Source organism: Halomonas sp. KM007 (genome assembly GCF_050709225.1).
Classification (GTDB): domain Bacteria; phylum Pseudomonadota; class Gammaproteobacteria; order Pseudomonadales; family Halomonadaceae; genus Vreelandella; species Vreelandella hamiltonii.
The window spans coordinates 2,593,678-2,616,877 of record NZ_CP136131.1 but is presented as its reverse complement, the minus strand read 5'-3'; the positions used below and the strand labels follow the sequence as shown (position 1 = coordinate 2,616,877).

23 protein-coding genes are annotated in these 23,200 nt (G+C 63.1%); 17 read left to right on the top strand and 6 right to left on the bottom strand.

Annotated features, from left to right (window positions below):
- The first annotated feature begins 91 nt into the window (after positions 1 to 91).
- The 8 genes from pilW to RVM27_RS12330 all read left to right on the top strand — a co-directional run bounded on the left by pilW (position 92) and on the right by RVM27_RS12330 (position 8,449).
- Positions 92 to 823 carry a type IV pilus biogenesis/stability protein PilW gene (gene pilW / locus RVM27_RS12365; RefSeq protein ID WP_144982379.1) on the top strand — a complete coding sequence of 244 codons (732 nt, stop codon included), beginning with the start codon at positions 92 to 94 and terminating at the stop codon, positions 821 to 823.
- A 40-nt stretch (positions 824 to 863) separates the two neighbouring features.
- Entirely contained in the window at positions 864 to 1,811 is a 948-nt protein-coding gene (locus tag RVM27_RS12360) for a RodZ domain-containing protein (protein WP_039180325.1), read from the top strand.
- A gap of 8 nt (positions 1,812 to 1,819) precedes the next feature.
- Positions 1,820 to 2,935: a flavodoxin-dependent (E)-4-hydroxy-3-methylbut-2-enyl-diphosphate synthase gene (ispG, locus tag RVM27_RS12355; protein WP_039180327.1), complete on the top strand. Its 1,116-nt coding sequence runs from the start codon at positions 1,820 to 1,822 to the stop codon at positions 2,933 to 2,935.
- 68 nt (positions 2,936 to 3,003) lie between these two features.
- The gene (hisS, locus tag RVM27_RS12350) at positions 3,004 to 4,320 is read left to right on the top strand and encodes a histidine--tRNA ligase (RefSeq protein WP_287808450.1); all 1,317 of its coding nucleotides are present in this window, start codon (positions 3,004 to 3,006) and stop codon (positions 4,318 to 4,320) included.
- Positions 4,321 to 4,403: 83 nt separating this feature from the next.
- Positions 4,404 to 5,063 (top strand): YfgM family protein, encoded by a 660-nt coding sequence (locus RVM27_RS12345; RefSeq protein WP_287808451.1) that lies wholly within the window; start codon positions 4,404 to 4,406, stop codon positions 5,061 to 5,063.
- Positions 5,063 to 6,244 carry an outer membrane protein assembly factor BamB gene (gene bamB / locus RVM27_RS12340; RefSeq protein ID WP_287808452.1) on the top strand — a complete coding sequence of 394 codons (1,182 nt, stop codon included), beginning with the start codon at positions 5,063 to 5,065 and terminating at the stop codon, positions 6,242 to 6,244. Before RVM27_RS12345 ends, bamB begins: the two co-directional genes overlap by 1 nt.
- Positions 6,241 to 7,644: a ribosome biogenesis GTPase Der gene (gene der, locus RVM27_RS12335; RefSeq protein WP_039180340.1), complete on the top strand. Its 1,404-nt coding sequence runs from the start codon at positions 6,241 to 6,243 to the stop codon at positions 7,642 to 7,644. The genes bamB and der overlap by 4 nt, the downstream gene beginning before the upstream one ends.
- Before the next feature lie 190 nt (positions 7,645 to 7,834).
- Positions 7,835 to 8,449: a hypothetical protein gene (locus tag RVM27_RS12330; protein WP_039180342.1), complete on the top strand. Its 615-nt coding sequence runs from the start codon at positions 7,835 to 7,837 to the stop codon at positions 8,447 to 8,449.
- Here RVM27_RS12330 and RVM27_RS12325 read toward each other — a convergent pair.
- Entirely contained in the window at positions 8,440 to 9,327 is an 888-nt protein-coding gene (locus RVM27_RS12325) for an ATP-binding protein (protein WP_498956723.1), read from the bottom strand. The genes RVM27_RS12330 and RVM27_RS12325 overlap by 10 nt on opposite strands.
- Positions 9,328 to 9,424: 97 nt before the next feature.
- Between RVM27_RS12325 and RVM27_RS12320 the strand changes: the two genes are divergently transcribed.
- Positions 9,425 to 10,228, top strand: coding sequence for a M48 family metallopeptidase (locus tag RVM27_RS12320; RefSeq protein ID WP_287808455.1), 804 nt, complete (start codon positions 9,425 to 9,427; stop codon positions 10,226 to 10,228).
- A 26-nt stretch (positions 10,229 to 10,254) separates the two neighbouring features.
- On the top strand, positions 10,255 to 10,512 hold the full coding sequence (locus RVM27_RS12315) for a hypothetical protein (RefSeq protein ID WP_016914931.1): 258 nt from the start codon (positions 10,255 to 10,257) through the stop codon (positions 10,510 to 10,512).
- Here RVM27_RS12315 and aroE read toward each other — a convergent pair.
- From aroE to RVM27_RS12290, 5 genes are all read right to left on the bottom strand, one after another.
- Positions 10,509 to 11,330 (bottom strand): shikimate dehydrogenase, encoded by an 822-nt coding sequence (aroE, locus tag RVM27_RS12310; RefSeq protein WP_287808458.1) that lies wholly within the window; start codon positions 11,328 to 11,330, stop codon positions 10,509 to 10,511. The genes RVM27_RS12315 and aroE overlap by 4 nt on opposite strands.
- Positions 11,327 to 12,286, bottom strand: a complete 960-nt coding sequence (hemF, locus tag RVM27_RS12305) for an oxygen-dependent coproporphyrinogen oxidase (RefSeq protein ID WP_287808460.1) — start codon at positions 12,284 to 12,286, stop codon at positions 11,327 to 11,329. Before hemF ends, aroE begins: the two co-directional genes overlap by 4 nt.
- 77 nt (positions 12,287 to 12,363) lie before the next feature.
- Positions 12,364 to 12,921, bottom strand: a complete 558-nt coding sequence (tsaC, locus tag RVM27_RS12300) for an L-threonylcarbamoyladenylate synthase type 1 TsaC (protein WP_193460972.1) — start codon at positions 12,919 to 12,921, stop codon at positions 12,364 to 12,366.
- A 47-nt stretch (positions 12,922 to 12,968) separates the two neighbouring features.
- Positions 12,969 to 14,135 carry a DNA-processing protein DprA gene (gene dprA / locus RVM27_RS12295; protein WP_498956722.1) on the bottom strand — a complete coding sequence of 389 codons (1,167 nt, stop codon included), beginning with the start codon at positions 14,133 to 14,135 and terminating at the stop codon, positions 12,969 to 12,971.
- 112 nt (positions 14,136 to 14,247) lie between these two features.
- On the bottom strand, positions 14,248 to 15,291 hold the full coding sequence (locus RVM27_RS12290; RefSeq protein ID WP_498956721.1) for a LysM peptidoglycan-binding domain-containing protein: 1,044 nt from the start codon (positions 15,289 to 15,291) through the stop codon (positions 14,248 to 14,250).
- A 194-nt stretch (positions 15,292 to 15,485) separates the two neighbouring features.
- Between RVM27_RS12290 and def the strand changes: the two genes are divergently transcribed.
- From def to RVM27_RS12255, 7 genes are all read left to right on the top strand, one after another.
- A complete protein-coding gene (def, locus tag RVM27_RS12285; protein WP_016914937.1) occupies positions 15,486 to 15,998 on the top strand; it encodes a peptide deformylase in 513 nt (170 codons plus the stop codon).
- 136 nt (positions 15,999 to 16,134) lie between these two features.
- Positions 16,135 to 17,127 (top strand): methionyl-tRNA formyltransferase, encoded by a 993-nt coding sequence (gene fmt, locus RVM27_RS12280; protein WP_287808463.1) that lies wholly within the window; start codon positions 16,135 to 16,137, stop codon positions 17,125 to 17,127.
- Complete coding sequence (rsmB, locus tag RVM27_RS12275; protein WP_498956720.1) at positions 17,124 to 18,455, top strand: 16S rRNA (cytosine(967)-C(5))-methyltransferase; 1,332 nt, start codon at positions 17,124 to 17,126, stop codon at positions 18,453 to 18,455. The genes fmt and rsmB overlap by 4 nt, the downstream gene beginning before the upstream one ends.
- A gap of 59 nt (positions 18,456 to 18,514) precedes the next feature.
- On the top strand, positions 18,515 to 18,721 hold the full coding sequence (locus tag RVM27_RS12270) for a dodecin (protein WP_016914940.1): 207 nt from the start codon (positions 18,515 to 18,517) through the stop codon (positions 18,719 to 18,721).
- Between the two features lie 111 nt (positions 18,722 to 18,832).
- Entirely contained in the window at positions 18,833 to 20,206 is a 1,374-nt protein-coding gene (gene trkA, locus RVM27_RS12265) for a Trk system potassium transporter TrkA (RefSeq protein ID WP_039179559.1), read from the top strand.
- Positions 20,207 to 20,236: 30 nt separating this feature from the next.
- Complete coding sequence (locus tag RVM27_RS12260) at positions 20,237 to 21,685, top strand: TrkH family potassium uptake protein (protein ID WP_081136610.1); 1,449 nt, start codon at positions 20,237 to 20,239, stop codon at positions 21,683 to 21,685.
- Positions 21,686 to 21,759: 74 nt separating this feature from the next.
- Entirely contained in the window at positions 21,760 to 23,004 is a 1,245-nt protein-coding gene (locus tag RVM27_RS12255; RefSeq protein ID WP_498956719.1) for a TraB/GumN family protein, read from the top strand.
- Positions 23,005 to 23,200: the final 196 nt, after the last annotated feature.

Genomic DNA, 23,200 nt, shown 5'->3' with positions numbered 1-23,200 from the left:
TTGACTTCCACACAACACAGCGCTTTGATGGTCACGTTTTTTTATTAACGTCATCAGTGCGAGCAAGGCCGCACTGTTCAAGAGGACATACATGATCGGTCATCGCAGGTGCTTCTCCTTTTTCAGAGTGCCCATGCTGTCCGTCCTTGCTGGCAGCCTGCTGCTGGCGGGGTGTGCGACCTCGACGCCCACGTTCAACGAGAGCAACCCGGATGCCGCCGATGCCTATGCCCAATTGGGGGTGGCCTACCTGGAGCGGGACAACCTGCCCCGCGCCCTGAGCGCGCTGGACCGAGCACTGGAACTGGATGCTCGCCACCCAGAGGCACTTCAGGCGATTGCGCTGGTCTATCAGCAGCAGGGAGAGCGCGATCTCGCCAATCGCTATTTCCAGCAGGCGCTGAGCGCCTCGCCCTCGTTTACGCGGGCACGCAACAACTATGCTGCCTTTTTGTATCAGCAGGGGCGCTACCCAGAGGCCTGCGAGCAGTTGGAAGCCGCCTCTGAGGATGCCCAATATGCCAATCGTGCCCAGCTATTCACCAACCTGGGTCAGTGCTATTTGGCGATTGACGAATTCGACAGGGCGCGCGACCGTTTGCAGCGCGCCCAGAGTATCGACCCGCGCAACACTCGCGGGTATTTAATGTTAGCCGAACTGGAAGTTTCGCAGGGACGATACGATCAGGCCTGGGAGCCGCTGCAAAGCTACCTGCAGTTGGCTGGCCCCGACCCGGCAGCGTTGGAAATGGCGATAGATATCGCCCTCGCCCGCGGCGACAGCGCGGCGGCCGCCGAATACCAACGCCTGCTGAACCCTTGATCAGTGCCCTGACCACCTATTTTTTGAAGGATGCTCAGCCATGAGCGAGACACAGTTACACGATAGCGTTACCTCCACCAGCACCGCTGGCGAACTGCTCTCCCGTCAACGTGAAGCGCTGGGCGTGCCGATTGTTGATGCTGCCCGTGCGCTGAATCTGCGCACCGCCGTGGTCGAAGGCCTGGAAAAGGACAACTACGAAGAAATTCCTGTCACCGCTTATCGCCGTGGCTACCTGCGTGCCTATGCAAAATACCTGGGCCTGGATGACAAGCTGGTGCTGGATGCCTATCAAGCGCGCCACGGCAGCAGCGAAACCGAGCGAAAGATCGCGCCCGTTGCCGTCACTCGCCCCCCATCAAAGGTGGGCGCCTGGTTATTCAAGCTGGTCACCCTGCTGGTGATCGTGGGCCTGATCGGCGTCACCGTTGCCTGGTGGCAAAGCCGTGGCGGCAGCGAGCCCCCAAGCATGGGCACGTCTTCCACGTTGGAAGAGGATGCCGCCGACAGTGCGACGCCGCCACCCGCCGAGCCGATGGTCGAGCCCGATCCCGTGGTGATCCCGCCCATGATCGACGAGCCTCAGGTCAGCATGGAGGACGAAGACGCCAGCACTGACGCCGATGCCAGCACTGAACCCGCCAGCGACGTGGCCGATGCCAGCGCCGAGCCGGTGACCGATGTCGCCGAGGCACAGGCGCCGGAAGCGCCCGCGGAAGATGCCGCGCCGGAACCCGTCGCCAACCCCAATCTGCTGGAACTGACCTTCAACGAGCAGTCCTGGACCGAGATCTTCGATGCCAACAACCAGCGCGTCTTCGTTGGCCTGCAAACGCCCGGCACCACCGCCAGCGTCGAGGGTACGCCGCCCTTCCGCCTGACCATCGGTAATGCCACCGGTGTCGAGCTGCGCTATCAAGGCGATACCGTCAACCTGGCGCAACGCGCCGGTGCCAACAATGTTGCCCGCTTTACTCTAGGAGAGTGACCCGTCCTATGCACGCCCCTTCTCCGATCAAACGTCGCCCCTCGCGCCAGATACACGTTGGTAACGTCGCCGTGGGCGGCGATGCCCCGATTGCCGTTCAAAGCATGACCAACACCAACACCCTGGACGTAGACGCCACCGTGGGTCAGATCCAGCAGTTGGAAAAAGCCGGTGCAGACATCGTCCGTGTGTCGGTCCCCGACATGGATGCTGCCGAAGCCTTCGGCAAGATCAAACAGCGGGTCGATGTGCCGCTGGTGGCCGACATCCACTTCGATTACAAGATTGCCCTGCGGGTCGCCGAGTTGGGCGTGGATTGCCTGCGTATCAACCCGGGCAATATTGGCCGGGAAGATCGCGTCCGCGCGGTGGTCAGTGCGGCCAGAGAGCACGGCATTCCGATTCGCATTGGCGTCAATGCCGGTTCGCTGGAAAAGGACCTGCAAAAGAAATATGGCGAGCCCACGCCTGCCGCGCTGGTCGAGTCGGCCATGCGTCACATCGACTACCTGGATCGGCTCGACTTCCAGGAGTTCAAGGTCAGCGTCAAAGCCTCGGACGTGTTCATGGCCGTGGCCGCCTACCGTGATTTGGCCACCCGCATCGAACAGCCGCTGCACCTGGGCATTACCGAAGCGGGTGGCCTGCGCTCGGGTACGGTCAAGTCATCGATTGGCCTCGGCATGCTGTTGATGGATGGTATCGGCGATACCATTCGCGTCTCGCTGGCCGCCGACCCGGTGGAAGAGATCAAGGTCGGCTTCGACATGCTCAAGAGCCTGAGACTGCGCGCCAAAGGCATCAACTTCATCGCCTGCCCCAGCTGTTCACGGCAGAACTTCGATGTCATCAGCACCATGAACCAGCTGGAAGAGCGCCTGGAAGACATCATGACCCCGCTGGATGTCTCGGTGATTGGCTGCGTGGTCAACGGCCCTGGCGAAGCCAAGGAGACCGATATCGGCCTGACCGGTGGCTCACCCGCCAACCTGGTCTACATCGACGGAAAACCGGCCAGCAAACTGCGTAACGACCATCTGGTGGATGACCTGGAAAAGCTGATCCGCGACAAGGTACGCCAGAAAGAGCAGCAGCAAGAGAACATGATTGCACGCAGCGTTTGACACCTGCGTTGCCTGCAACAGGCGGCACGCCTTGCGCCTCGCGCTGCCGCCCAGACAAGGAGTTTTCATTGAGCAAGTCCGCCGCTAAAAAGATTCAAGCCATCCGTGGAATGAACGACCTATTGCCCAGCGACAGCCCTCGCTGGCAATTTTTTGAGGCCAAGGTACGCCACTTGATGCAGCGCTACGGCTTTGATGAGATCCGTACGCCAATCGTGGAGCAAACCGCCCTGTTTGCCCGTTCCATCGGGGAAGTCACCGATATCGTCGAAAAAGAGATGTACACCTTCGACGACCGCAACGGCGACAGCCTGACCCTGCGTCCGGAAGGCACCGCCAGCTGCGTACGCGCTGCCATGGAGCATGGCCTGCTGCACAACCAGACCCAGCGGCTTTGGTACCAAGGGCCGATGTTCCGCCACGAACGGCCTCAGAAAGGGCGTTACCGTCAGTTTCACCAAGTGGGCGTGGAAACCTACGGCTTTGATGGCCCGGACATTGATGCCGAAGTCATACTGCTCTCGGCACGGCTATGGCAAGAGCTTGGCTTGATGGAGCACGTCACCCTGGAGCTGAACTCTCTGGGTTCCGCTGAAGCACGGGCGGCCTACCGAGACAAACTGGTGGCCTACTTTGAGCAGCACCAAGACGTTCTCGATGAAGACTCCAAACGACGCTTAACCAGCAATCCGCTGCGCATTCTGGATTCCAAGAATCCCGACATGGCCGAGATGCTGAACGGTGCACCGCAGCTGATGGATCATCTGGACGAGGCTTCGCGGGAGCACTTCGAGCAGCTCAAGGCCATGCTCGACGCGGCCAACATTCCCTACGTGGTCAACCCGCGCCTGGTGCGGGGCCTGGACTACTACTGCCGCACGGTGTTCGAGTGGACCACCACGGCGTTGGGCAGCCAGGGCACCGTCTGTGCCGGTGGCCGCTACGATGGGCTGGTCGAGCAGCTGGGCGGCAAGCCCACACCTGCCGTGGGCTTTGCCATGGGGATCGAGCGGCTGATTCTGCTGCTGGAAACTCTCGACCTGGTACCGGAAGAGGCCTTGGGCGGCTGCGACGTCTACCTGGTGCCGATGGATGACAGCGCCACCGTGGCAGCTCTCACCCTGGCAGAACAGCTGCGCAGCGCACTGCCCGACCTGCGCCTGCAGCTGCACTGCGGCGGTGGCAGCTTCAAGAGTCGCATGAAAAAGGCCGACAAGAGCGCCGCGCCCATTGCCATTCTGCTGGGTGAAGACGAGCTGGCTCAGCAAACGGCCACCCTGAAATTCCTGCGTGATGACCGTGAGCAGCAGCAGGTCGCCCAGGCCAGCCTTGCCAGCATGCTGAGCGACCTGCTGGCCGCCACACCAGGCAACGCGACCCACTAAACGCTGCCCACCGAGCGTCTCGGGTGGGCGATGCATACCTGTCAGCCGCTGCAGCGGCTGAGTGATTGAATAGGAGGCCGCCCGTGGCGGATCTGAGAAGCGAAGAAGAACAGCTGGACGTCGTCAAGCGCTGGTGGAAAGAGAACGGTACGTCGCTGATTGCCGGCGCGGTGCTGGCTGCCGCCGGTGTGTTCGGCTGGAATGCCTGGCAGAACTACCAGGAAGGCCAGTCGGAAGCGGCCTCTGCCCGCTACCAGCAGCTGGTGACCATCACGGCCGCCAACTCGCTGGAAGAGGACCAGCTCGCGGCAGCGAGGGAACTGATCGGTGAACTGACCGACCAGCATGGCCGCACTCTGTATGCCGAACTTGCCCAGTTGCTGGAAGCCCGCCTGGCCGTGCAGGAAGGCGATCTGGCCGCGGCCAAAGCAGCCCTCGAAAGCGTCGCCGACGGCTCGTCACGCCGTTATGTTCAAAGCCTGGCCTGGCTGCGGCTGGCGCGTATCGAACTGGCCGAAGGCAACCCCGAGGCGGCACTGGAGCTATTGGACCAGCCGATCACCGACACGCTGGCCGCCCAACAGGCCAACGTACGCGGCGATGCTCATCTGGCGCTTGGCCAGCCCGAGCAGGCTCGCGAAGCATGGCAAGCCGCGCTGGAGATTGCCCAAACGCAGAACCAGCCGCTTTATGGCGTGCAGTTCAAGCTCGACGATATCGGCGCCGAGGAGGCGAATCAGTGATGACCAACAGCCTGTTAAAACCACGTTTTTCCACTGCGCTGATGCGTGCCACGCTGGGCGCCGTTGCGCTGGCCTTGCTGGCGGGTTGCGCCAGCAAGGGTGAGCCTGCCTACACCCCCAAAGAGCTGCGTAGCTTCAATGAAACCTCATCACTGGATAGCCAGTGGCGGCGCAGCGTTGGCGACGGTTTTGGCCGTGCCCGCTACCCGATTGCACCGGCACGCGAGGGTAATACCGTGTTTGCCGCCGATGCCAACGGCCTGGTAGCCGCCTTCAGTGCCCAGAGCGGTGAGCGTGAGTGGCAAGTCGAGCTGGATACCCCCATCTCCAGTGCACTCAACGCCATTGCCGGCCAAGTTTACCTGGGCACCCGCAACGGTGAAGTGATTGCGCTGAGCCAGCGTGACGGCAGCGTGAGCTGGCGTTCGCGCGTGTCCAGCGAAGTGCTGGCCGCTCCCCAGGCCAACCAGCAACTGCTGCTGGTGCAGAGCATCGACGGCCAGATAACGGCCCTGGATCGCGCCAGCGGTGAAGAGCGCTGGGTCTACACCAGCTCTCAGCCTGCGCTGACACTGCGCGGCACCGGCACGCCCATGGTCATCGACCCGGTCACCTTCGTGGGTACGGCCAACGGACGCCTGGCGACGCTGGATAACCGCAGCGGCCAGCCCCTTTGGGAAATGCAGATTGCCACACCACGTGGCCGTAGCGATGTCGAACGTCTGGTGGACCTCTCTGGTCAACCGGTATTGAGCCCGGATGGTCGCCTGTTCGTCACCAGCTACAATGGCCGTGTGGTGGCGCTGGAAGCTACTCAGGGCGGTACGCTGTGGGAAGCCAACATTTCCAGTCGCCATACTCCCGTTCTGGTCGGCAACCTGCTGCTGGTGGTGAGCGACAATAGCCACGTCATTGCCCTGGATGCCAATAGCGGCCAGGAAGTATGGCGTAATACGGATCTGGAAGATCGCTGGCTGACGCCGCCCGCCTTTGCGGATGGCCGTCTGGTGGTCGGTGATTTCGAAGGTTATGTGCACCTGCTGGATGCCCGTGAAGGCAATCTGGTAGGACGTACCCGCGTCCACAGCTCCGGTATCAGCGTGCGCCCTGTCACTGAAGGCAGCACCATTCATGTCCAGGCCAACAATGGTCGCCTGGAAACCCTGGAAGTCACTCCATGACACCCGTCATAGCGTTAGTGGGTCGACCCAATGTGGGAAAATCGACCCTGTTCAACCGCCTTACCCGCTCGCGCGATGCGCTGGTGGCGGATTTTCCCGGCCTGACCCGAGACCGTAAATACGGTAACGGCATGCTGGGCAACAAAGCCTATACCGTGATCGACACGGGCGGCATCAGCGGCGACGAGGAAGGTATCGACGCCGCCATGGCAGAGCAATCCCTGGCCGCCATCGACGAAGCAGACATCGTGCTGTTTCTGGTGGACGCCCGAGCGGGGCTCAACGTGGCCGACGAGGCCATCGCCAATCACCTGCGTGTCAATCAGAAGAAAACCTGGCTGGTGGTCAACAAGACCGATGGGCTCGAAGAGCACTCTGCCATGGCCGACTTCTGGAAACTGGGCCTGGGCGACCCGTGGCCTATCGCCGCCGCCCACGGGCGCAACGTGTCACTGCTCATCGATACCGTGCTGGAACCCTTCCCCGAGCGCGACCCGACCATTCCTGCCGACACCGGCACGAAAGGCATTCGTATCGGCGTGATTGGCCGCCCGAACGTGGGCAAGTCCACGCTGGTCAACCGGCTGCTGGGTGAAGACCGCGTCGTGGTGTTCGATGAAGCAGGCACCACTCGCGATGCCATCGAGATCCCCTTCGAGCGTAACGGCCACCCCTATGTGCTGATCGACACGGCCGGGATACGGCGACGCAAGAACGTGCGTGAAATTGCCGAGAAGTTCTCCATCATCAAGACGCTGGACGCCATCAAGGAGAGCCATGTGGCGGTGATGGTGCTGGATGCCCGCAGCGGTCTGGTCGAACAGGATCTGCACCTGCTGGACTACGTCCTGACCACGGGCCGCGCCTTGGTGCTGGCAGTGAACAAGTGGGACGGGCTGGAAAGCGAAGCCAAGGAGAAGATGCGGGCGGACATCAAGCGTCGCCTGGGCTTCGCCGACTACGCCGAGCTGCATTTCATCTCGGCACTGCACGGCACCGCCGTTGGCGACCTCTACCCCTCCATCGAGCGGGCCTTCAAGGCAGCCAATGCCCACTGGTCCACCAACCGCCTGACCACGCTGCTGCAAGATGCGGTCAGCCAGCATCCGCCCCCCATGGTCAACGGTCGGCGGATCAAGCTGCGCATGGCCCACCAGGGCGGCAGCAACCCGCCCATCATCGTGGTCCACGGCAACCAGACCGAATCGCTGCCCGAGGCCTACCGCCGTTACCTGATCAACACCTTCCGCAAGGTGCTGAAGGTACGCGGCACGCCCATGCGCTTCGAGTTCCGTTCAGGCAGCAACCCTTTCGACAAGATGGCAGGTGCCAGCGACAAGGAGAAAGCCAAGAAACGCGAGCTGAACCGCACCAAGGAAGCCCGCAAGAGCCGCCGCTAGGCGCTGCTGGAAAACTGGCCTTGTCTGCATCGCCCGCCTATATGGCGGGCGATGGCTTTTCGGGATTTGCGACCGGCGCGACGCTCGGTGCCAACAAATCCACTTGACAGCCATGGGCGGTAGCCCTCAAATAGCGGCGCTTTCGAGCATCCGCTACACTGACCTTTTGCCCTTTCTCTGGGGGAAACACATGCACCATGCCCTTCGCCGTGGCCGCAGCCTGATTCTGCTGCTGCTCGCTGCTCTACTGACCGGCTGCCTTGCGCTGCCACAAACCGGCCTGTTTGCCTTCCGGCTGGCCGTTACTTCTCTGGGAGTCGAAGAGGTACGCATCGGACCATACAGCGTGAATGCCGGCCTGGATACCAGCGACATGACTCGCCTGCTGGCCTCTAGCCTGGGCGCTGGCAGCCTGCCCGTGCAGGCCACCCTGGCCATGGGTCTCGGACTACCGGCAGGCATGCCTGCCGTTGAAATGTCCGGGTTTCGCTGGACGCTGGACATGCCGGGCGTCGACCCCGTGCAGGGGCAGTATCAACAGGACGTGACCCTCACCCCAGGCGACGACGCCAACCTGCGCCTGCCGGTGGCGTTCGATATTCTGGCCACCGACACCCAGCGCATGACGCCCATGATCGAGCTGGCCAGCCAGTTGGCAAGCCAGGGTGAGCTGCCCCCCGGTAGCGAGCTGGCCATCACCCCTGGGGATCTGCGCGGCCTGGGCATGACGCTGCCCTCCGGCCTGCTGACGCCGACCATCCGCTTGAACGTCGGCGCCGATGGGCAGCTGATTCCTCAGCGCTGATCGGCGCGCTGACGCTCCTCTTGCAGCCGCTTGCGGCCCACGTACTGGGCCGCAAACTGCCACGCCGTTCGGCCGCTGCGCCCACCGCGCAGGGTGGCAAAACGTACGGCTTCCGCCCGCGTGCCATCGTCCCAGTCGTTACCGCTACCCGTGCGGTTGACCCAGTGCTCACACACCTCCAGATAGGTTGCCTGGTTGAACGGGTGAAAGCCCAGCCACAGCCCGAAACGGTCTGACAGCGAGATCTTCTCCTCCACGGCGTCACCATGGTGCAGCTCTTCGCCTACCAAGCGGCTTCCCTGATTATCTTTCATCGACTCCGGCAGCAAGTGACGGCGGTTGGAAGTGGCATACAGCAGCACGTTCTCGGGAGGGCCGGTCAAGGCGCCGTCCAGCACGCTTTTCAGCGCCTTGTAGGCATCATCGTTGCCTTCGAACGACAGGTCATCGCAGTACACCACGAAGCGGTGAGGCTGATGGCGCAACTGCTCGACCAACCGTGGCAGGCTTGCCAGGTCATGGCGGTCGACCTGAATCAGGCGTAACCCTTCACTGGCCAGAGAGTTGAGCAGCGCACGCACCACCGACGACTTGCCGCTGCCACGAGAGCCCCACAGCAAGGCATGGTTGGCGGGCAGCCCCTGCAGAAAGGCGCGGGTATTATCGACCAATGCCAGTTTCTGCCTCTCGATGCCCAGCAGGTCGTCCAGCGTCATGCCATCTCGGGGCGGCACCGGCACCAGTTGGCCGCCCAGCGGGTGGCGCTGCCAAATGGCCGCCACATGGGTCTGCCAGTTCACCGGGGTGGGCACTGGCGGCAACCAGTGGTCGATGTGATCGAGTAGCTGCGTCAAGCGCTGGCTTAATTGCGCATCCATGGTGGCCCTCAGAGTAGGTTATGATAAGAGTTGATTTACCGCTGTCAGTGGTTATCTTGTGTGCAAGGATCCCTTCTCGTCTATTAGGAAACCGTCTATGCGCTGGCTTCGCCCCTTTGCCGTCACCGCTTTGTGCGCCTCTCTGGCTGCCTGCTCCACGTCCCCCACCGGCCGTTCGCAGCTGTTGCTGCTCTCGGAAGACCAGCTCAATCAGATGGGCCAGCAGGCGTTCGCGCAGTACCAGCGCGACGTGCCTACGGCCAACCAGGCGAGCCATCGCTATGTCCAGTGCATCACCAACGCCATCGTCGACATTCTGCCCGGCGAACAGCGTAATCTGGATTGGCAAATTCGCGTGTTCGAGTCCGAGCAGCCCAACGCCTTCGCCCTCCCCGGGGGCTACATGGGCGTCAATACCGGCATGCTGAACGTGGCCACCAATCAGGATCAGCTGGCATCGGTCGTCGGCCACGAGATGGGGCACGTGCTGGCACGCCATGCCAACGAGCGCGCCTCGACCCAAAGCGCCACTTCGCTTGGCCTGTCGGTCATTTCCAGCGCCTCCGGCATGCAAACCCCGGCGGGCCAGCAGTTGATGGGCGTGCTGGGCATGGGCGCCGAGTACGGCATTTCGCTGCCCTTCTCTCGCCGCCATGAAAGCGAAGCCGACGTCATCGGCCTGCAGCTGATGGCACAGGCAGGCTTCGATCCTCGCGAAAGCGTGACTTTGTGGGAAAACATGCAGGCCGCGTCCAGCGGTGGCGCGCCCCCCGCCTGGATGTCGACGCACCCAAGCCAGGGGCAGCGCATCCAGGGCCTGCAGGCCAACATGGAGCCCGCCATGGCCAGCTTCGAAGAAGCTCGCCAAAGCGGCCGCACGCCCAACTGCCCACGCCCCTGATATACGCTCCTGACATTGAGGTTTAGATGATCCGACTGGGTTTACTGCTGCTGGTACTGCCGATTCTGGTGCTGCTGAGCGTCTATTTCTGGGAACTGGGCGACGTGCGCGCCTGCCATCTCGAAGGGGGCTACTGGAACTACCTGGAAAGCGCCTGCCGCGAGACGCCCCAGCCGTTCGTCTCCTGGCTGGAGCGTTCTCCCTTGCTGGTGAACGGCGGCATGCTGCTCTCCGTGGTGGGGCTGGTGATGTGCATGGTGGGGTTCTACACCAAACCCCGCTAGCCGCCCGTCAATGACTGTCGAAGCCGCGTGCGCACCTGAGACGTCTCGGGGCGCACGTTGCGCCACAGGAAGAACGACTCGGCGGCCTGCTCGACCAGCATCCCCAGGCCGTCCCGCGGCTGTGCGCCCTGCGCCTCGGCCCAGCGCAGAAAGACCGTGGGCTCGGCCCCGTACATCATGTCGTAGGCCCAGGCACCCTCGCTGAACAGCGCCTCTGGCAGCGGCGGCAGCGCACCAGAGAGGCTGGCACTGGTGCCGTTGATCACCAGATCGAACGGCCCCTCGATGGCCGCGTAACCACTGCCGCTGATCGGCCCCAGGTCGGCGAACGCAGCGGCCAGCTGAGTGGCTTTTTCAGCCGTCCGGTTGGCCACCTGCAGGCAGGCAGGCTTTTCCGCCAGCAGCGGCTCCAGCACACCCCGCACGGCACCGCCAGCACCCAGCACCAGCAGGCGTTTACCCTTCAACGTCACTCCCTGATAGGCAAGGTCACGTACCAGCCCGACCCCATCCGTGGTATCGCCATAGGTGCGGCCATTGCCGCCGACGATCAGCGTATTGACGGCCTGCGCGCGCTTGGCCCGGTGGCTGAGCGTGTCGCACAGCGCAAAGGCATCGCCTTTGAAAGGCACGGTCACATTGGCACCGCGCCCGCCCGCCGCCACGAAGGCCTGCCAGGCACGGGCGAAGCCGTCGGTGGGTGCCAGCTGCGCGACGTACTCCATGTCCTGCTCGGTCTGGCGGGCAAACTCAGCGTGAATCATCGGAGATTTGGAGTGCTCGATGGGGTTGCCGAACACACAGTAACGGTCGCTCATGAGATCTCTCCGCTGGGCTGGGCCTGAGCTTGAGACGACTGGCCCGCTTCACCCAGCCAGTCACGCGGCACCAGGTAATCGTGCAGTTGCGCTTCGCGGCTGCCCTGGGCAGGCGTGAAGTCATACTCCCAGCGCGCCAGAGGTGGCATGGACATCAGAATCGACTCCGTGCGCCCACCGCTTTGCAGGCCAAACAGGGTGCCTCGGTCCCATACCAGGTTGAACTCCACGTAGCGGCCACGACGATAGAGCTGGAAGTCGCGCTCCTGCTCGCCCCAGGCATCGGCCTGACGACGCTCGACGATGGGCAGGTACGCCGCCAGGAAACTGTCCCCCACGGCGCGCTGAAAGGCAAAGCACTCCTCGAAGCTGCCTTCGTTGAGGTCGTCGAAAAACAGCCCGCCCACGCCTCGGGTCTCCTCCCGGTGCTTGAGGTAGAAATAGTCATCGCACCACGCCTTGTAACGCTCGTACACCCCTTTTCCGAACGGAGCGCAGGCGTCACGCGCCACGCGATGCCAGTGCACCACATCCTCGAACACGGGATAGTAGGGCGTGAGATCGAAACCGCCGCCAAACCACCAGACCGGCGGCTCGCCCTCCTTCTCGGCAATGAAAAAGCGCACATTGCCGTGGCTGGTGGGAATATGCGGGTTTTCAGGGTGCATGACCCAGGAAACCCCCACCGCATGGAAACTGCGCCCAGCCAGCTCCGGGCGGGCGGCCGTGGCCGACGGGGGCAACTGAGCACCAAAGACATGCGAGAAATTGACGCCGCCCTTTTCGAACACCCGCCCATCGGTCATGACGCGTGAGCGACCACCGCCGCCCTCTTCACGCTGCCAGCTATCCTCCCTGAACGTGGCCTGGCCATCGGCGGCGCTCAAACCGGCGCACAGCCGATCCTGCAGATCCAGAAGGTAGTGTTTGACGTCGTCGAGGTGTTCGTGGGCCACGGTAGCTCCTGGTGAGATGAATCGTGAGTCGTGAGTCGTGAGTCGTGAGTCGCTGACAGTGTGACGAAGCCGAGCGGCTAGTCACGCATCACTTTGCCGGTCACTAAATCGCGGATGGTGCTGGGTTTGGCATTGCCGCCCAATTCACCCGCCACGATAGCGGCGACGTCATCGCCAAAGATCGTGGCGACTTCTTCCGCGCTCATGGCGGGCGGATCGCCTGCACGGTTAGCGGAAGTGGAGACGAGCGGCCCGCCAAAGGCTTCGCACAGTGCTTTCATCAGCGGATGGTCGGTCACCCGCAGGGCGACGCTTTGGTGGGCACCACGCACCAAGCCATGGCTACGGCCATTATCGGGCACCAGCCACGTATTGGGGCCAGGCCAACTGGCGGCCAGCGGCGCATGCAGCGCCAAGGGTAGCTGGCTCAGCCAGGGCTGGAACTGTTGAATACTGGCCGCCACCAGAATGACGCCCTTGGCCGGGTCACGCTCTTTCATGCGCATCAGGTGCGCCAGCGCCTCGTCATTGTCCGGGTCACAGCTCAACCCCCACACGGCTTCGGTAGGGCAGGCAATCACTCCCCCTTCCCGTAGCGCCTGCACCGCTGCTTTCACATCAACCGCCGTTTTCATGGACGCTCCTACTGGCTATCGAACCATCAGATCAAGAAAGCGCCATCTTACCATGCTGCCGTCAGCCGAACCCAGCCACCCGCACGCTGGGCCACCTGCCCCTCCAGCTCCAGCATCAACAGCCGCTGCTGACACTCACTGACCGACAGCCCCGTGCTCTGCACCAGCCAGTCGATGGGCGTGGGGGAAGGCCCCAGCGCGTGCAGCAGGCGGTCAGGCGGCTCTGTCTGGGCAGAGTCTGTCTGGGCAGAGGGCGCTGGCGACATCGGCGCGGGGGCCACAGGCGAGGCCTTCTCGGCAGGCGCTTCCTCCGAGGGCGTTAGCATCGGCCAATAATGCGGTGCCCAGTGCTGAAGCTCGGCCAGAATGTCCTCCACGTGGCGCACCAGCGTCGCGCCATTGCGCAGCAGCTGCAGGCAACCACGGGCTTGAACGTTATGCAGCGACCCCGGCAGGGCAAACAGCTCTCGCCCCTGCTCCAGCGCCAGCCGGGCACTCACCAGCGAGCCGCTTTTCTCGGTGGCTTCGACCACCAGGGTTCCCAACGAAAGCCCCGTGATGATGCGGTTGCGGCGTGGAAAAAAGGCCGGCCGCGCCACGGTGCCCGGCGGGTGTTCGGAAAGCAGCAGCCCGCCGGGCTGGGTGCTCAGCTGCTCGTGCAGCTCGCGGTGGCGCGCCGGATAAATGACGTCCACCCCACACCCCAGCACGGCGATCGAATGCCCACCGGCGGCCAGCGCGGCGCGCTGGGCAACGCCATCGACGCCCAGCGCCATACCGCTGACAATACACCAGCCACGGCTGGCCAGCTCACGGGCAAACGCCTGGGCATGGCCACTGCCTTCGGCGGTCGGTTTGCGGGTACCCACCATGGCCAGGCCCGGGCCCTCCAGCGCCTGCAAATCCCCTTGTGCCCACAGCACCACGGGCGGGTCCGGCAATTGGTTCAGCAAGGCAGGCCAGGCCGGGTGGTCGCGGTGCAGCAGATGACGACGGGGCGCCTTGCCCAACCACGCCTCGGTCTCTTCCACCACCTGCTGAAGCGGGCTGCGCTGAGGCTGCGCCAGCCATAATCTGAGGGCATTGGCCGCCGCACTGGGCAGCGCCGCCAGCCAGCCCTGTGGCCACTGGGGCGAGCGGGCCACCAGCTGTGCAATACGGGCTGCGCCCATGCCGGGCAATGCATTGATTACCAGCCACTCCCTGGCGTCCATCGCCACCTCCTTTTCATCGTTCGAGTACACCTGCGGCCTAACAGGTTATGTACGAAAGCCAGGCTATGTACAAAAACCAGGTTATGTACGAAAACCAGGCTGAGTACGAAAACTAGTGCTGAGGAGATCTCACCACGTCACCCACGGCCAACACATTGGAAGCCTGCATGACCAGCGCATAGCTCATGTGACTGTAGGGTTTGAAGATCATCACGAGACCCGCCTCGGTGGCGGGCAACTGAATCAGCTCCTGGGTGCGCGGGTCGTTGACCACTTCGCCTTGCTGATCGACACGCAAGACATGGCCGGGCTGCAGGCCATCCTGGGTGCCCACATCCAGCGCCACGACCTGCAACCGGCCAATGAAGCGAACGCCGCCGGGCACGGCCACGATCCGCCCGGCCACCTGGTTCAGCGGCGCTCTGGGAGTAAAGGCCTCGCTGACCGGAATATCTTCCAGCGGCAGCAGGATGTCGTTGTTGCGCACTTCCTGGTTGGCACTCAGCACTTCGACACGTGAAATATCGCCTTCACTGCTGATGCGCTGCGCTTCGCCGATACTGATCAACTCGTCGCCCAGCAGGGTGCCGTCCGCCGCCAGATAAGGCTCGCCGGGGCGATAGATCCCCAGCCGCTGGCGGGCAGGCAGCTCGCCACGCACATAGAGCGTATCCCCGGCACCGCTGATCAGCCGCTGGTTGTCGCCACCCACCACATAGGCCAGTTCCTGAACATCCTCACCCGGCTCGACCACCCGGTGATCGCGCAAGAAAGAGCGCACCACGTCCATGGGAATGGGCGTGATCGCTTCCCGCTCGGGAACGCTGCGCATTTGTGGCGATAGCCGAACCACGCCTTGGCCACGCTCCAGCGTCAGGCACGGCTGACCCTGGCAATCGCCCAGTACCAGTACGTCGCCTGGGTAGATGAGATGCGGGTTGCGAATCTGCGGGTTGGCTTGCCATAGTGCGGGCCACTGCCAGGGGGAGCGCAGGTAGCGTGCGGAGATATCCCATAGCGTATCCCCGGCGACCACTTCGTAGCGCTCGGGTGCATCGCTGCGCAGCCGCTCCCAGGCCTGCGCTGCCGGGCTCAGCGCCAGCCAGGCCAGCAGCACTCCCAACACGCTGTGATAAAACGGCTTTCCAGCTACCATCCTAGCCACCATCCGTTCTCCCCTCGTTATCCCCTGGTGATTGTTTGAAGCAGTTGCGGGGGCGCCACGGCGCGGCGCGTGCCCAGGAACGCTTATGGCATGATATAGTGGTCAATATAAAGCACTTAGGCCCGCCGACACAGCGCGGCGCCTGCTCATCTTCAAGACTCTGCATAAACGGTGACGGTAACGCCATGGCCAAACTTCCTATTCTCGTATTTCCTGACGAGCGCCTGCGCACCAAGGCGGTCGCGGTGGAAACCGTGGACGACGAGGTCCGCCAGCTCGTGGATGACATGCTGGAGACCATGTACGACGCCCGTGGCATCGGCCTGGCCGCCACGCAAATCGACGTGCACCGCCGGGTGGTGGTCATGGACGTCAGCGACGATAACTCCCAGCCGCTGGTGATGATCAACCCCCGCTATGAGCCTATCGGCGAAGAGCGTGAGCCGCTGTCGGAAGGCTGCCTGTCGATTCCCGAGTATTACGCCGAAGTACCGCGCTACCTGAAGGTCAAGCTGACGGCGCTGGACCGCCACGGCGAGCCCTACGAGCTGGAAGCCGACGGCTTGCTGGCCCACTGCATTCAGCATGAGTACGATCACCTGGAAGGCGTGCTGTTCGTGGATTATCTGTCCCCGCTCAAGCGCGACCGGGTCATGAAAAAAATGCAGAAACGCTACAAGCAGATGAACGACGCCTGACCCCGGTTGCGTCATCTGGCCCTGGGCCGAGCTGACAACGTTGCCCCACAAGCTTACCTGTGACGACAACGCTGCCTCTCGGCCCTCCTGCGTTTCATCGGCAGCACTTTCTCTTTTCACTCAAGGGCTCTCCACCATGTCACCGTTACGCGTTGTTTTTGCTGGCACGCCAGACTTCGCCGCCTCCAGCCTTGCTGCCCTTCTCGACAGCGAACACGAAGTGGTGGCGGTCTACACCCAGCCCGACCGCCCCGCCGGTCGGGGACGTAAACTCACTCCCAGCCCGGTCAAACAGCTGGCTCAAGCCCAGGCACTGCCGGTGTATCAACCCGTCAGCCTGAAAGACGCCGAGGCCCAGGCCGAGCTGGCGGCACTGAACGCCGATGTGATGGTCGTGGTGGCCTACGGGCTGCTGCTCCCCCAGGCAGTGCTGGACACGCCGCGCCTGGGCTGCATTAACGTACACGCCTCGCTGCTTCCCCGCTGGCGGGGTGCGGCGCCCATTCAGCGTGCCATTGAAGCGGGCGACAGCGCCTCGGGCGTCACCATCATGCAGATGGATGCGGGGCTGGATACCGGCGCCATGCTGTATGAAGTGCGTACCCCAATTACCTCCCGCACCACCGGTGGCGACCTCCACGACCGACTGGCCATTCAAGGGGCCAATGCGCTGGTGAACGTGCTAGACCAGCTGGACAACGGCAGCCTAGAGGCAACGCCTCAGCCGGAAGAGGGCGTGACCTACGCCGCCAAGCTCAGCAAAGCCGAGGCCGAGCTAGACTTTAGCCAGCCCGCCGAGCAGCTGGCGCGCAAAATCCGCGCCTTCAACCCGTGGCCGGTGGCTTGGTGCACGCTAGGTAACGACCGCCTGCGCCTACTCATGGCCAGCGTCGAGCAAGGTGAGCAGCCGCAATCGCCCCCCGGTACGCTGTTGGCACATGGCGACGAACACCTGCGCATTGCCTGCGGTGCCCAGGGCCAGGAAGTGCTGTGCGTTAGCCGTGCCCAGCTGCCCGGCGGCAAAGCCATGGCAGTGCGTGATCTTTTGAATGCCCGCCAAACGCCCTTGAGCGAGGGTGTTCGCCTTGGACAGCCTTCACAGCCAGCCTCGCAAGGAGCGCACCCATGAGCGAGCGACCCACCAAAGGCGGTAGCGGCCTGGACGTGCGCGCGGCGGCGGCCAGAAGCCTGGTGCCGATTCTCACCGATAAAGGCTCCCTGGCCGGGCTCGATGAGCACAGCGTCATTGCCAGAGACCGCGCGCTGCTCAAAGAACTCTGTTACGGCACCTGCCGACGTTTGCCGCGACTGCAAGCGTTGGCCAGCCGCCTGCTGAAGCAGCCCTTCAAAAAGCGTGACGCGGATATCCAGGCGCTGCTGCTGATCGGTATCTATCAACTGCTCTACATGCGCACACCTGCCCACGCCGCCGTGGGGGAAACCGCCGGGGCCGCACGCCTGCTGGACAAAGAGTGGGCAACTCGCGTGCTCAACGGTTGCCTGCGCCGACTGCAGCGCGAGGCCGATGCGCTGCAGGCCGAAGTGGACCGTGATGAGAGCGTGGCCTTGGAACACCCCCAGTGGCTGCTCGGCAAGCTGCGCAGCGCCTGGCCCGAGCAGTGGCGTGTCATTGCCGAGGCCAACAACGAACCGGGGCCGATGACGCTGCGCGTCAACCAGCGCCACAATGATCGTGAAGCGTACCTCACTCGACTCACCGAGCAGGGGTTGGGCGGCGAGCTGTGTCTGCACGCCCCGGACGGCATTACGCTGCACACCCCCTGCGACGTGACCGTACTGCCCGGCTTTGCCCAGGGGCACGTCAGCGTGCAGGACGAAGCTGCCCAGCTGTCGGCCGCTCTGCTGGGCCCGGCCCTGGCGCCCAGGCCCGGCGCCCATGTGCTGGATGCCTGCTGCGCCCCGGGCGGCAAGACGGCCCATTTGCTGGAGCAGTTCGATATCGCCCTGACAGCGCTGGACAGCGACAATCAGCGTCTGGCCCGTGTCGATGACACCCTCGCTCGGCTGGGGCTCGCTGCAGAGCTGAAGCATGCCGATGCGACCACCCGCGACTGGTGGAGCGGGACGCCGTTCGATGCCATTTTGCTGGATGCCCCCTGCTCCGGCACGGGCGTGATTCGCCGCCATCCGGACATCAAGGCCCTGCGCCGCAAGGAGGACATTCGTCAGTTGGCCAGCCTGCAGCAGCGCCTGCTCGACAACCTGTGGCCGCTGCTCCGCCCCGGCGGCACGCTGCTCTACGCCACCTGCTCGGTGCTGCCGGAAGAGAACTGCGGCCAGATCGAAGCCTTCCTGGCCCGCACCCCCGACGCCCGGGCCACCACGCCGAACGATGTGGCCTGGGGCGAGCCCAGTGGGCCGGGCAGGCAACTGTTTCCCGCACAAAACAGTCACGATGGCTTTTTTTATGCCAGACTGGAGAAGCAGACTGCCTAAGGCAAGCGCCTGGCCTCAGGGGCATTAGGCAGTGAATTCATGACAAGGATGGAGAACACATGAGTCATCACACCTACAAGCACATCGAACTTACCGGCTCTTCCGAAAAAGGTATTGAGGAAGCCGTTCAGAACGCATTGGCCAAAGCGTCCGAAAGCGTGCACAACATGCGTTGGCTGGAAGTGACCGATACGCGCGGTCACATCGAAGATGGGCGTGTTGCCCACTGGCAGGTCACGATCAAGGTCGGCTTCACGCTGGAGTAATCGTCACCTGCTTTTCGACGGCGGCTGGTTTACACTGGCCGCCGTCTTTGTTGCAGCGCACACCGCGTGCTGATAAAACGCTGGCGCTCATAACGGAACCGATGCTTAGCGATGAAAATCATCATTCTCGGCGCCGGCCAGGTCGGCGGCACCCTGGCGGAGCACCTTGCCCGCGAGGAAAACGACATTACCGTCGTCGACACCGACGGCGCCAAGCTACGCGAGCTGCACACCAAGCTGGATATCCGCACGGTCACCGGTGCGGGCTCTTACCCCATCGTGCTGCGTCAGGCGGGCTGCGAAGACGCCGACATGCTGATCGCGGTGACCAACACCGACGAGATCAACATGATCGCCTGTCAGGTGGCCCACACGCTGTTTCGCACTCCCACCAAGATCGCGCGGGTACGCTCCACGGCCTACCTCACCCGCAAGGGCCTGTTTGCCCACGAAGCCATTCCCATCGACGTCTTGATCAGCCCGGAACAGGTGGTGACCGACCACGTACGCCGTTTGATCGAGCATCCCGGCGCCCTGCAGGTGCTGGAGTTTGCCGGAGGGCTGGTGCAGCTGGTGGCGGTGAAAGCCTTCTATGGCGGCCCGCTGGTGGGCCAGAACCTCGCCTTCCTGGGCAAGCACATGCCCAACGTGGAAACCCGCGTCGCCGCCATCTACCGGCGCAATCGGCCGATCATCCCCCAGGGCGACACGGTCATCGAAGCCGACGACGAAGTGTTCTTCCTGGCGGCGCGGCGGGATATCCGCGCGGTGATGAGCGAGCTGCGCAAGGTGGAGCGCGACTTCCGCCGGGTGGTGATTGCCGGGGGTGGCAACATCGGCGAACGCCTGGCGGAGCATCTGGAGCATAGCCATCAGGTCAAGATCATCGAGCACAGCCTGGAGCGCTGCACCACGCTCTCGGAGCGGCTGGACCGCACCGTGGTGCTGCACGGCAGCGCCACCAGCAAGCGCCTGCTGGAAGAAGAGAACATCGAGGATTGCGACATCTTCTGTGCCCTGACCAACGACGACGAGGTGAACATCATGTCGTCGCTGCTGGCCAAGCGGCTGGGGGCCAAGAAGGTGCTCACGCTGATCAACAACGCCGCCTACGTGGACCTGGTCCAGGGTGGCGATATCGATATCGCCATTTCACCGCAGCAGGCCACCATCGGCAGCCTGCTGACCCACGTGCGCCGGGGCGATATCGTCAACGTGCACTCCCTGCGCCGGGGTGCGGCGGAAGCCATCGAGGCGATTGCCCACGGCGACAAGCAGTCTTCCAAGGTGGTGGGCCGCACCATCGATGAGATCGAGCTTCCCGAAGGCACCACCATCGGTGCCGTGGTGCGCGGCAAGGAAGTGATGATTGCCCACGGCGACGTGCGCGTGGAGAGCGGTGATCACCTGATTCTGTTCGTGATCGACAAACGGCGTATCCGCGACGTCGAGCGGCTTTTCCAGGTGGGATTGACGTTTTTCTAGGAACCAGCCAGCAATGAGACCATCCCTGCCATGAGCCTGCGGATTATTCTACGTATCTTGGGCCTGCTGCTGATGCTGTTCAGCCTCACCATGCTGCCTCCCATGCTGATGTCGCTGTGGTTTCGCGACGGCGTTTGGCATGCGTTCATGAGCGGCATTGCGATTTCCGTCATCACCGGCCTGCTGATCTACCTGCCGAACCGCCGGGCGCGCAAGGAGCTGCGCATTCGGGACGGTTTCATCATCGCGGCCATGTTCTGGACCGTGCTGGCACTGTTCGGCTCGCTGCCGCTGATGCTGTTTGGCGAGGACTCCCTGAGCATTACCGATGCCGTCTTCGAATCCTTTTCGGGCCTGACCACCACCGGGGCCACGGTCATTACCGGCATCGATTTTCTGCCCGAGTCGATCCGCTACTACCGCCAGCAGCTGCAGTGGCTGGGCGGTATGGGCATCGTGGTACTGGCGGTGGCCATCCTGCCGACCTTGGGGGTCGGGGGCATGGCCCTGTACCGCACGGAAATTCCGGGGCCGCTGAAAGACTCCAAGCTGACGCCGCGCATCACCGAAACCGCCAAGGCACTGTGGTATATCTACGCCACCTTGACCTTTGCCTGCTTCGTGGCTTACATGGTCGCGGGCATGGATTGGTTCGATGCGCTGGGCCACAGCTTTTCCACGGTCGCCATCGGCGGATTTTCGACCCATGACCTGAGCATCGGCTATTTCGATAGCGCCGCCATCGAGCTGATCTGCATCAGCTTCATGCTGATTTCGGCGGTGAGCTTCAGCCTCCACTTCGTGGCCTGGCGCGAGAAGCGCCTGACCCACTATTTTCAGGACCCGGAAGCCCGGTTTCTGCTGCTGTTCCTGACGGGTCTGACCGTGATTACCGTCATTACCCTGTGGCTGACCAAGACCTATGACGACATCACCGGCCTGCGGCATGCGCTGTTCGAGGTCGTCTCCGTGGCTACCACGGCGGGATTCGCCGTGGCCGACTTCTCAGGCTGGCCTGGGGCAATTCCGTTTCTGCTGTTCATTGCCGCCTTCGTAGGGGGCTGCTCGGGCTCCACCGCTGGCGGCATGAAAGTGATCCGCATCATCCTGATTCTCAAGCAGGGCATGCGCGAAGTCATGCGCCTGATTCACCCCAACGCGGTGATTGCGGTGAAGGTCGGCAAGGTCAGCGTACCCGACAGCATCGCGCAGGCGGTATGGGGCTTTTTTTCGGCCTATGTCATGCTGTTCTTCCTGATGCTGGTGGGTGTGATGGCCACCGGCGTGGATCAAGTGACCGCCTGGTCGGCGGTGGGCTCGGCGCTCAACAACCTGGGCCCTGCGCTGGGCGAAGCCAGCAGCCACTATGGCGACTTACCCAGCCTGGCCAAATGGATTCTGGTACTGGCCATGCTGATGGGGCGCCTGGAAATTTTCACCGTCCTGGTGCTCTTTACTCCGGCCTTCTGGCGGCGTTGATACACCACTGAGCCCCGGTATTGACGGCTTGTGTACGTTTTCACCTTTTTATACTTATACATCGAGACTGTTGAATGACCCACGATGACACTACGCGGCCACCGACGCCGCCCCTGCCCTCCACTAGCGGCCCGCTGAAAACCGTGACCGTGGGCGACACCTGCTACACCCTGCTGGGCACGGCCCATGTCTCGGCCGAAAGCGCCGACGACGTGCGCCAATTGATTGCTACCGGCCATTTCGATGCGGTGGCCATCGAGCTGTGTGACGCCCGCCATCACAGCATGGACAACCCCGATGCCATGGGCGAGCAGGACCTGTTTCAGGTATTCAAGCAGGGCAAGGCCGGCATGGTCGCCGCCAGCCTGGCGCTGGGGGCCTTCCAGCAGCGTATCGCCGAGCAGTCCGGCATCCAGCCAGGCGCCGAAATGCGCGCGGCGGTGGATGAGTGTCGTGCTCGCCAGCTGCCGCTGCTGCTGGTGGACCGCGATGTGGGCATTACGCTCAAACGCATCTACAGCAACGTGCCCTGGTGGCAGCGCTACTCGCTCTTCTCAGGGCTGATTGGCAGCGTGCTCTCCCGCCAGGATGTCTCCAAAGAGGAGATCGAAAAGCTCAAAGAGGGCGACATGCTGGAAGCCACCTTCAGCGAGTTTGCCGCAGAGTCGGAGGCACTCTATACGCCGCTGATTCGTGAGCGTGACCGCTACATGGCGCTGCGTTTGGCGGAAGACGCACCTCCCGGACGCTACCAGAACGTGCTGGTGGTATTGGGCGCCGGACATTTGAAGGGGACGAGCGAGCACCTGGAAACACCGCTGCCGGAAAACCCCACCATCGAGAGGGCGTCACTCGAAGCGACACCGCCGCCCTCCAAACTGTGGAAAGCCACTCCCTGGCTGATTACCGCGCTGGTCATTACCGGTTTCGTGGTGGGCTTTTCGCGCAATACCGAGCTTGGCTGGCAGCTAGTCATCGAGTGGTTTTTGATCAACGGGATTCTGTCCGGTGGTGCCACCATTGCCGCTCTCGCCCACCCGGTCACAGTGATTGCTACCTTCTTCGCTGCCCCGCTTACATCACTTAATCCCACCATTGGAGCAGGCTTTGTAGCGGCGGGGGTCGAGCTGTATATGCGCAAGCCCAAGGTGCGCGACTTCTCCACCCTGCGCCATGATGTGACGCAACTGAAAGGCTGGTGGAAAAACCGCGTGTCACGCACGCTGCTGGTGTTCATTCTCGCCACGGTAGGTTCGGCCATTGGCACCTGGGTGGCAGGCTTCAGAATTGCCGGGGCGCTGTTTGGCGGCGCCGCGTGAGCCATAGCACCATTCGGCAAGCTCCCTGGCAGGCCGATGCCCTGCTGCTGCTGGTGACCACCCTGGCAGCAGGCGGGTGGATATTTTCCAAGGAAGCGCTGGCAGGCATGCCTCCGCTGCTGTTCATCGGCACTCGCTTTCTGCTCGCGGGGGTCATTCTGCTGGGCTTCGCCTGGCCGACGCTGCGCCATCTCTT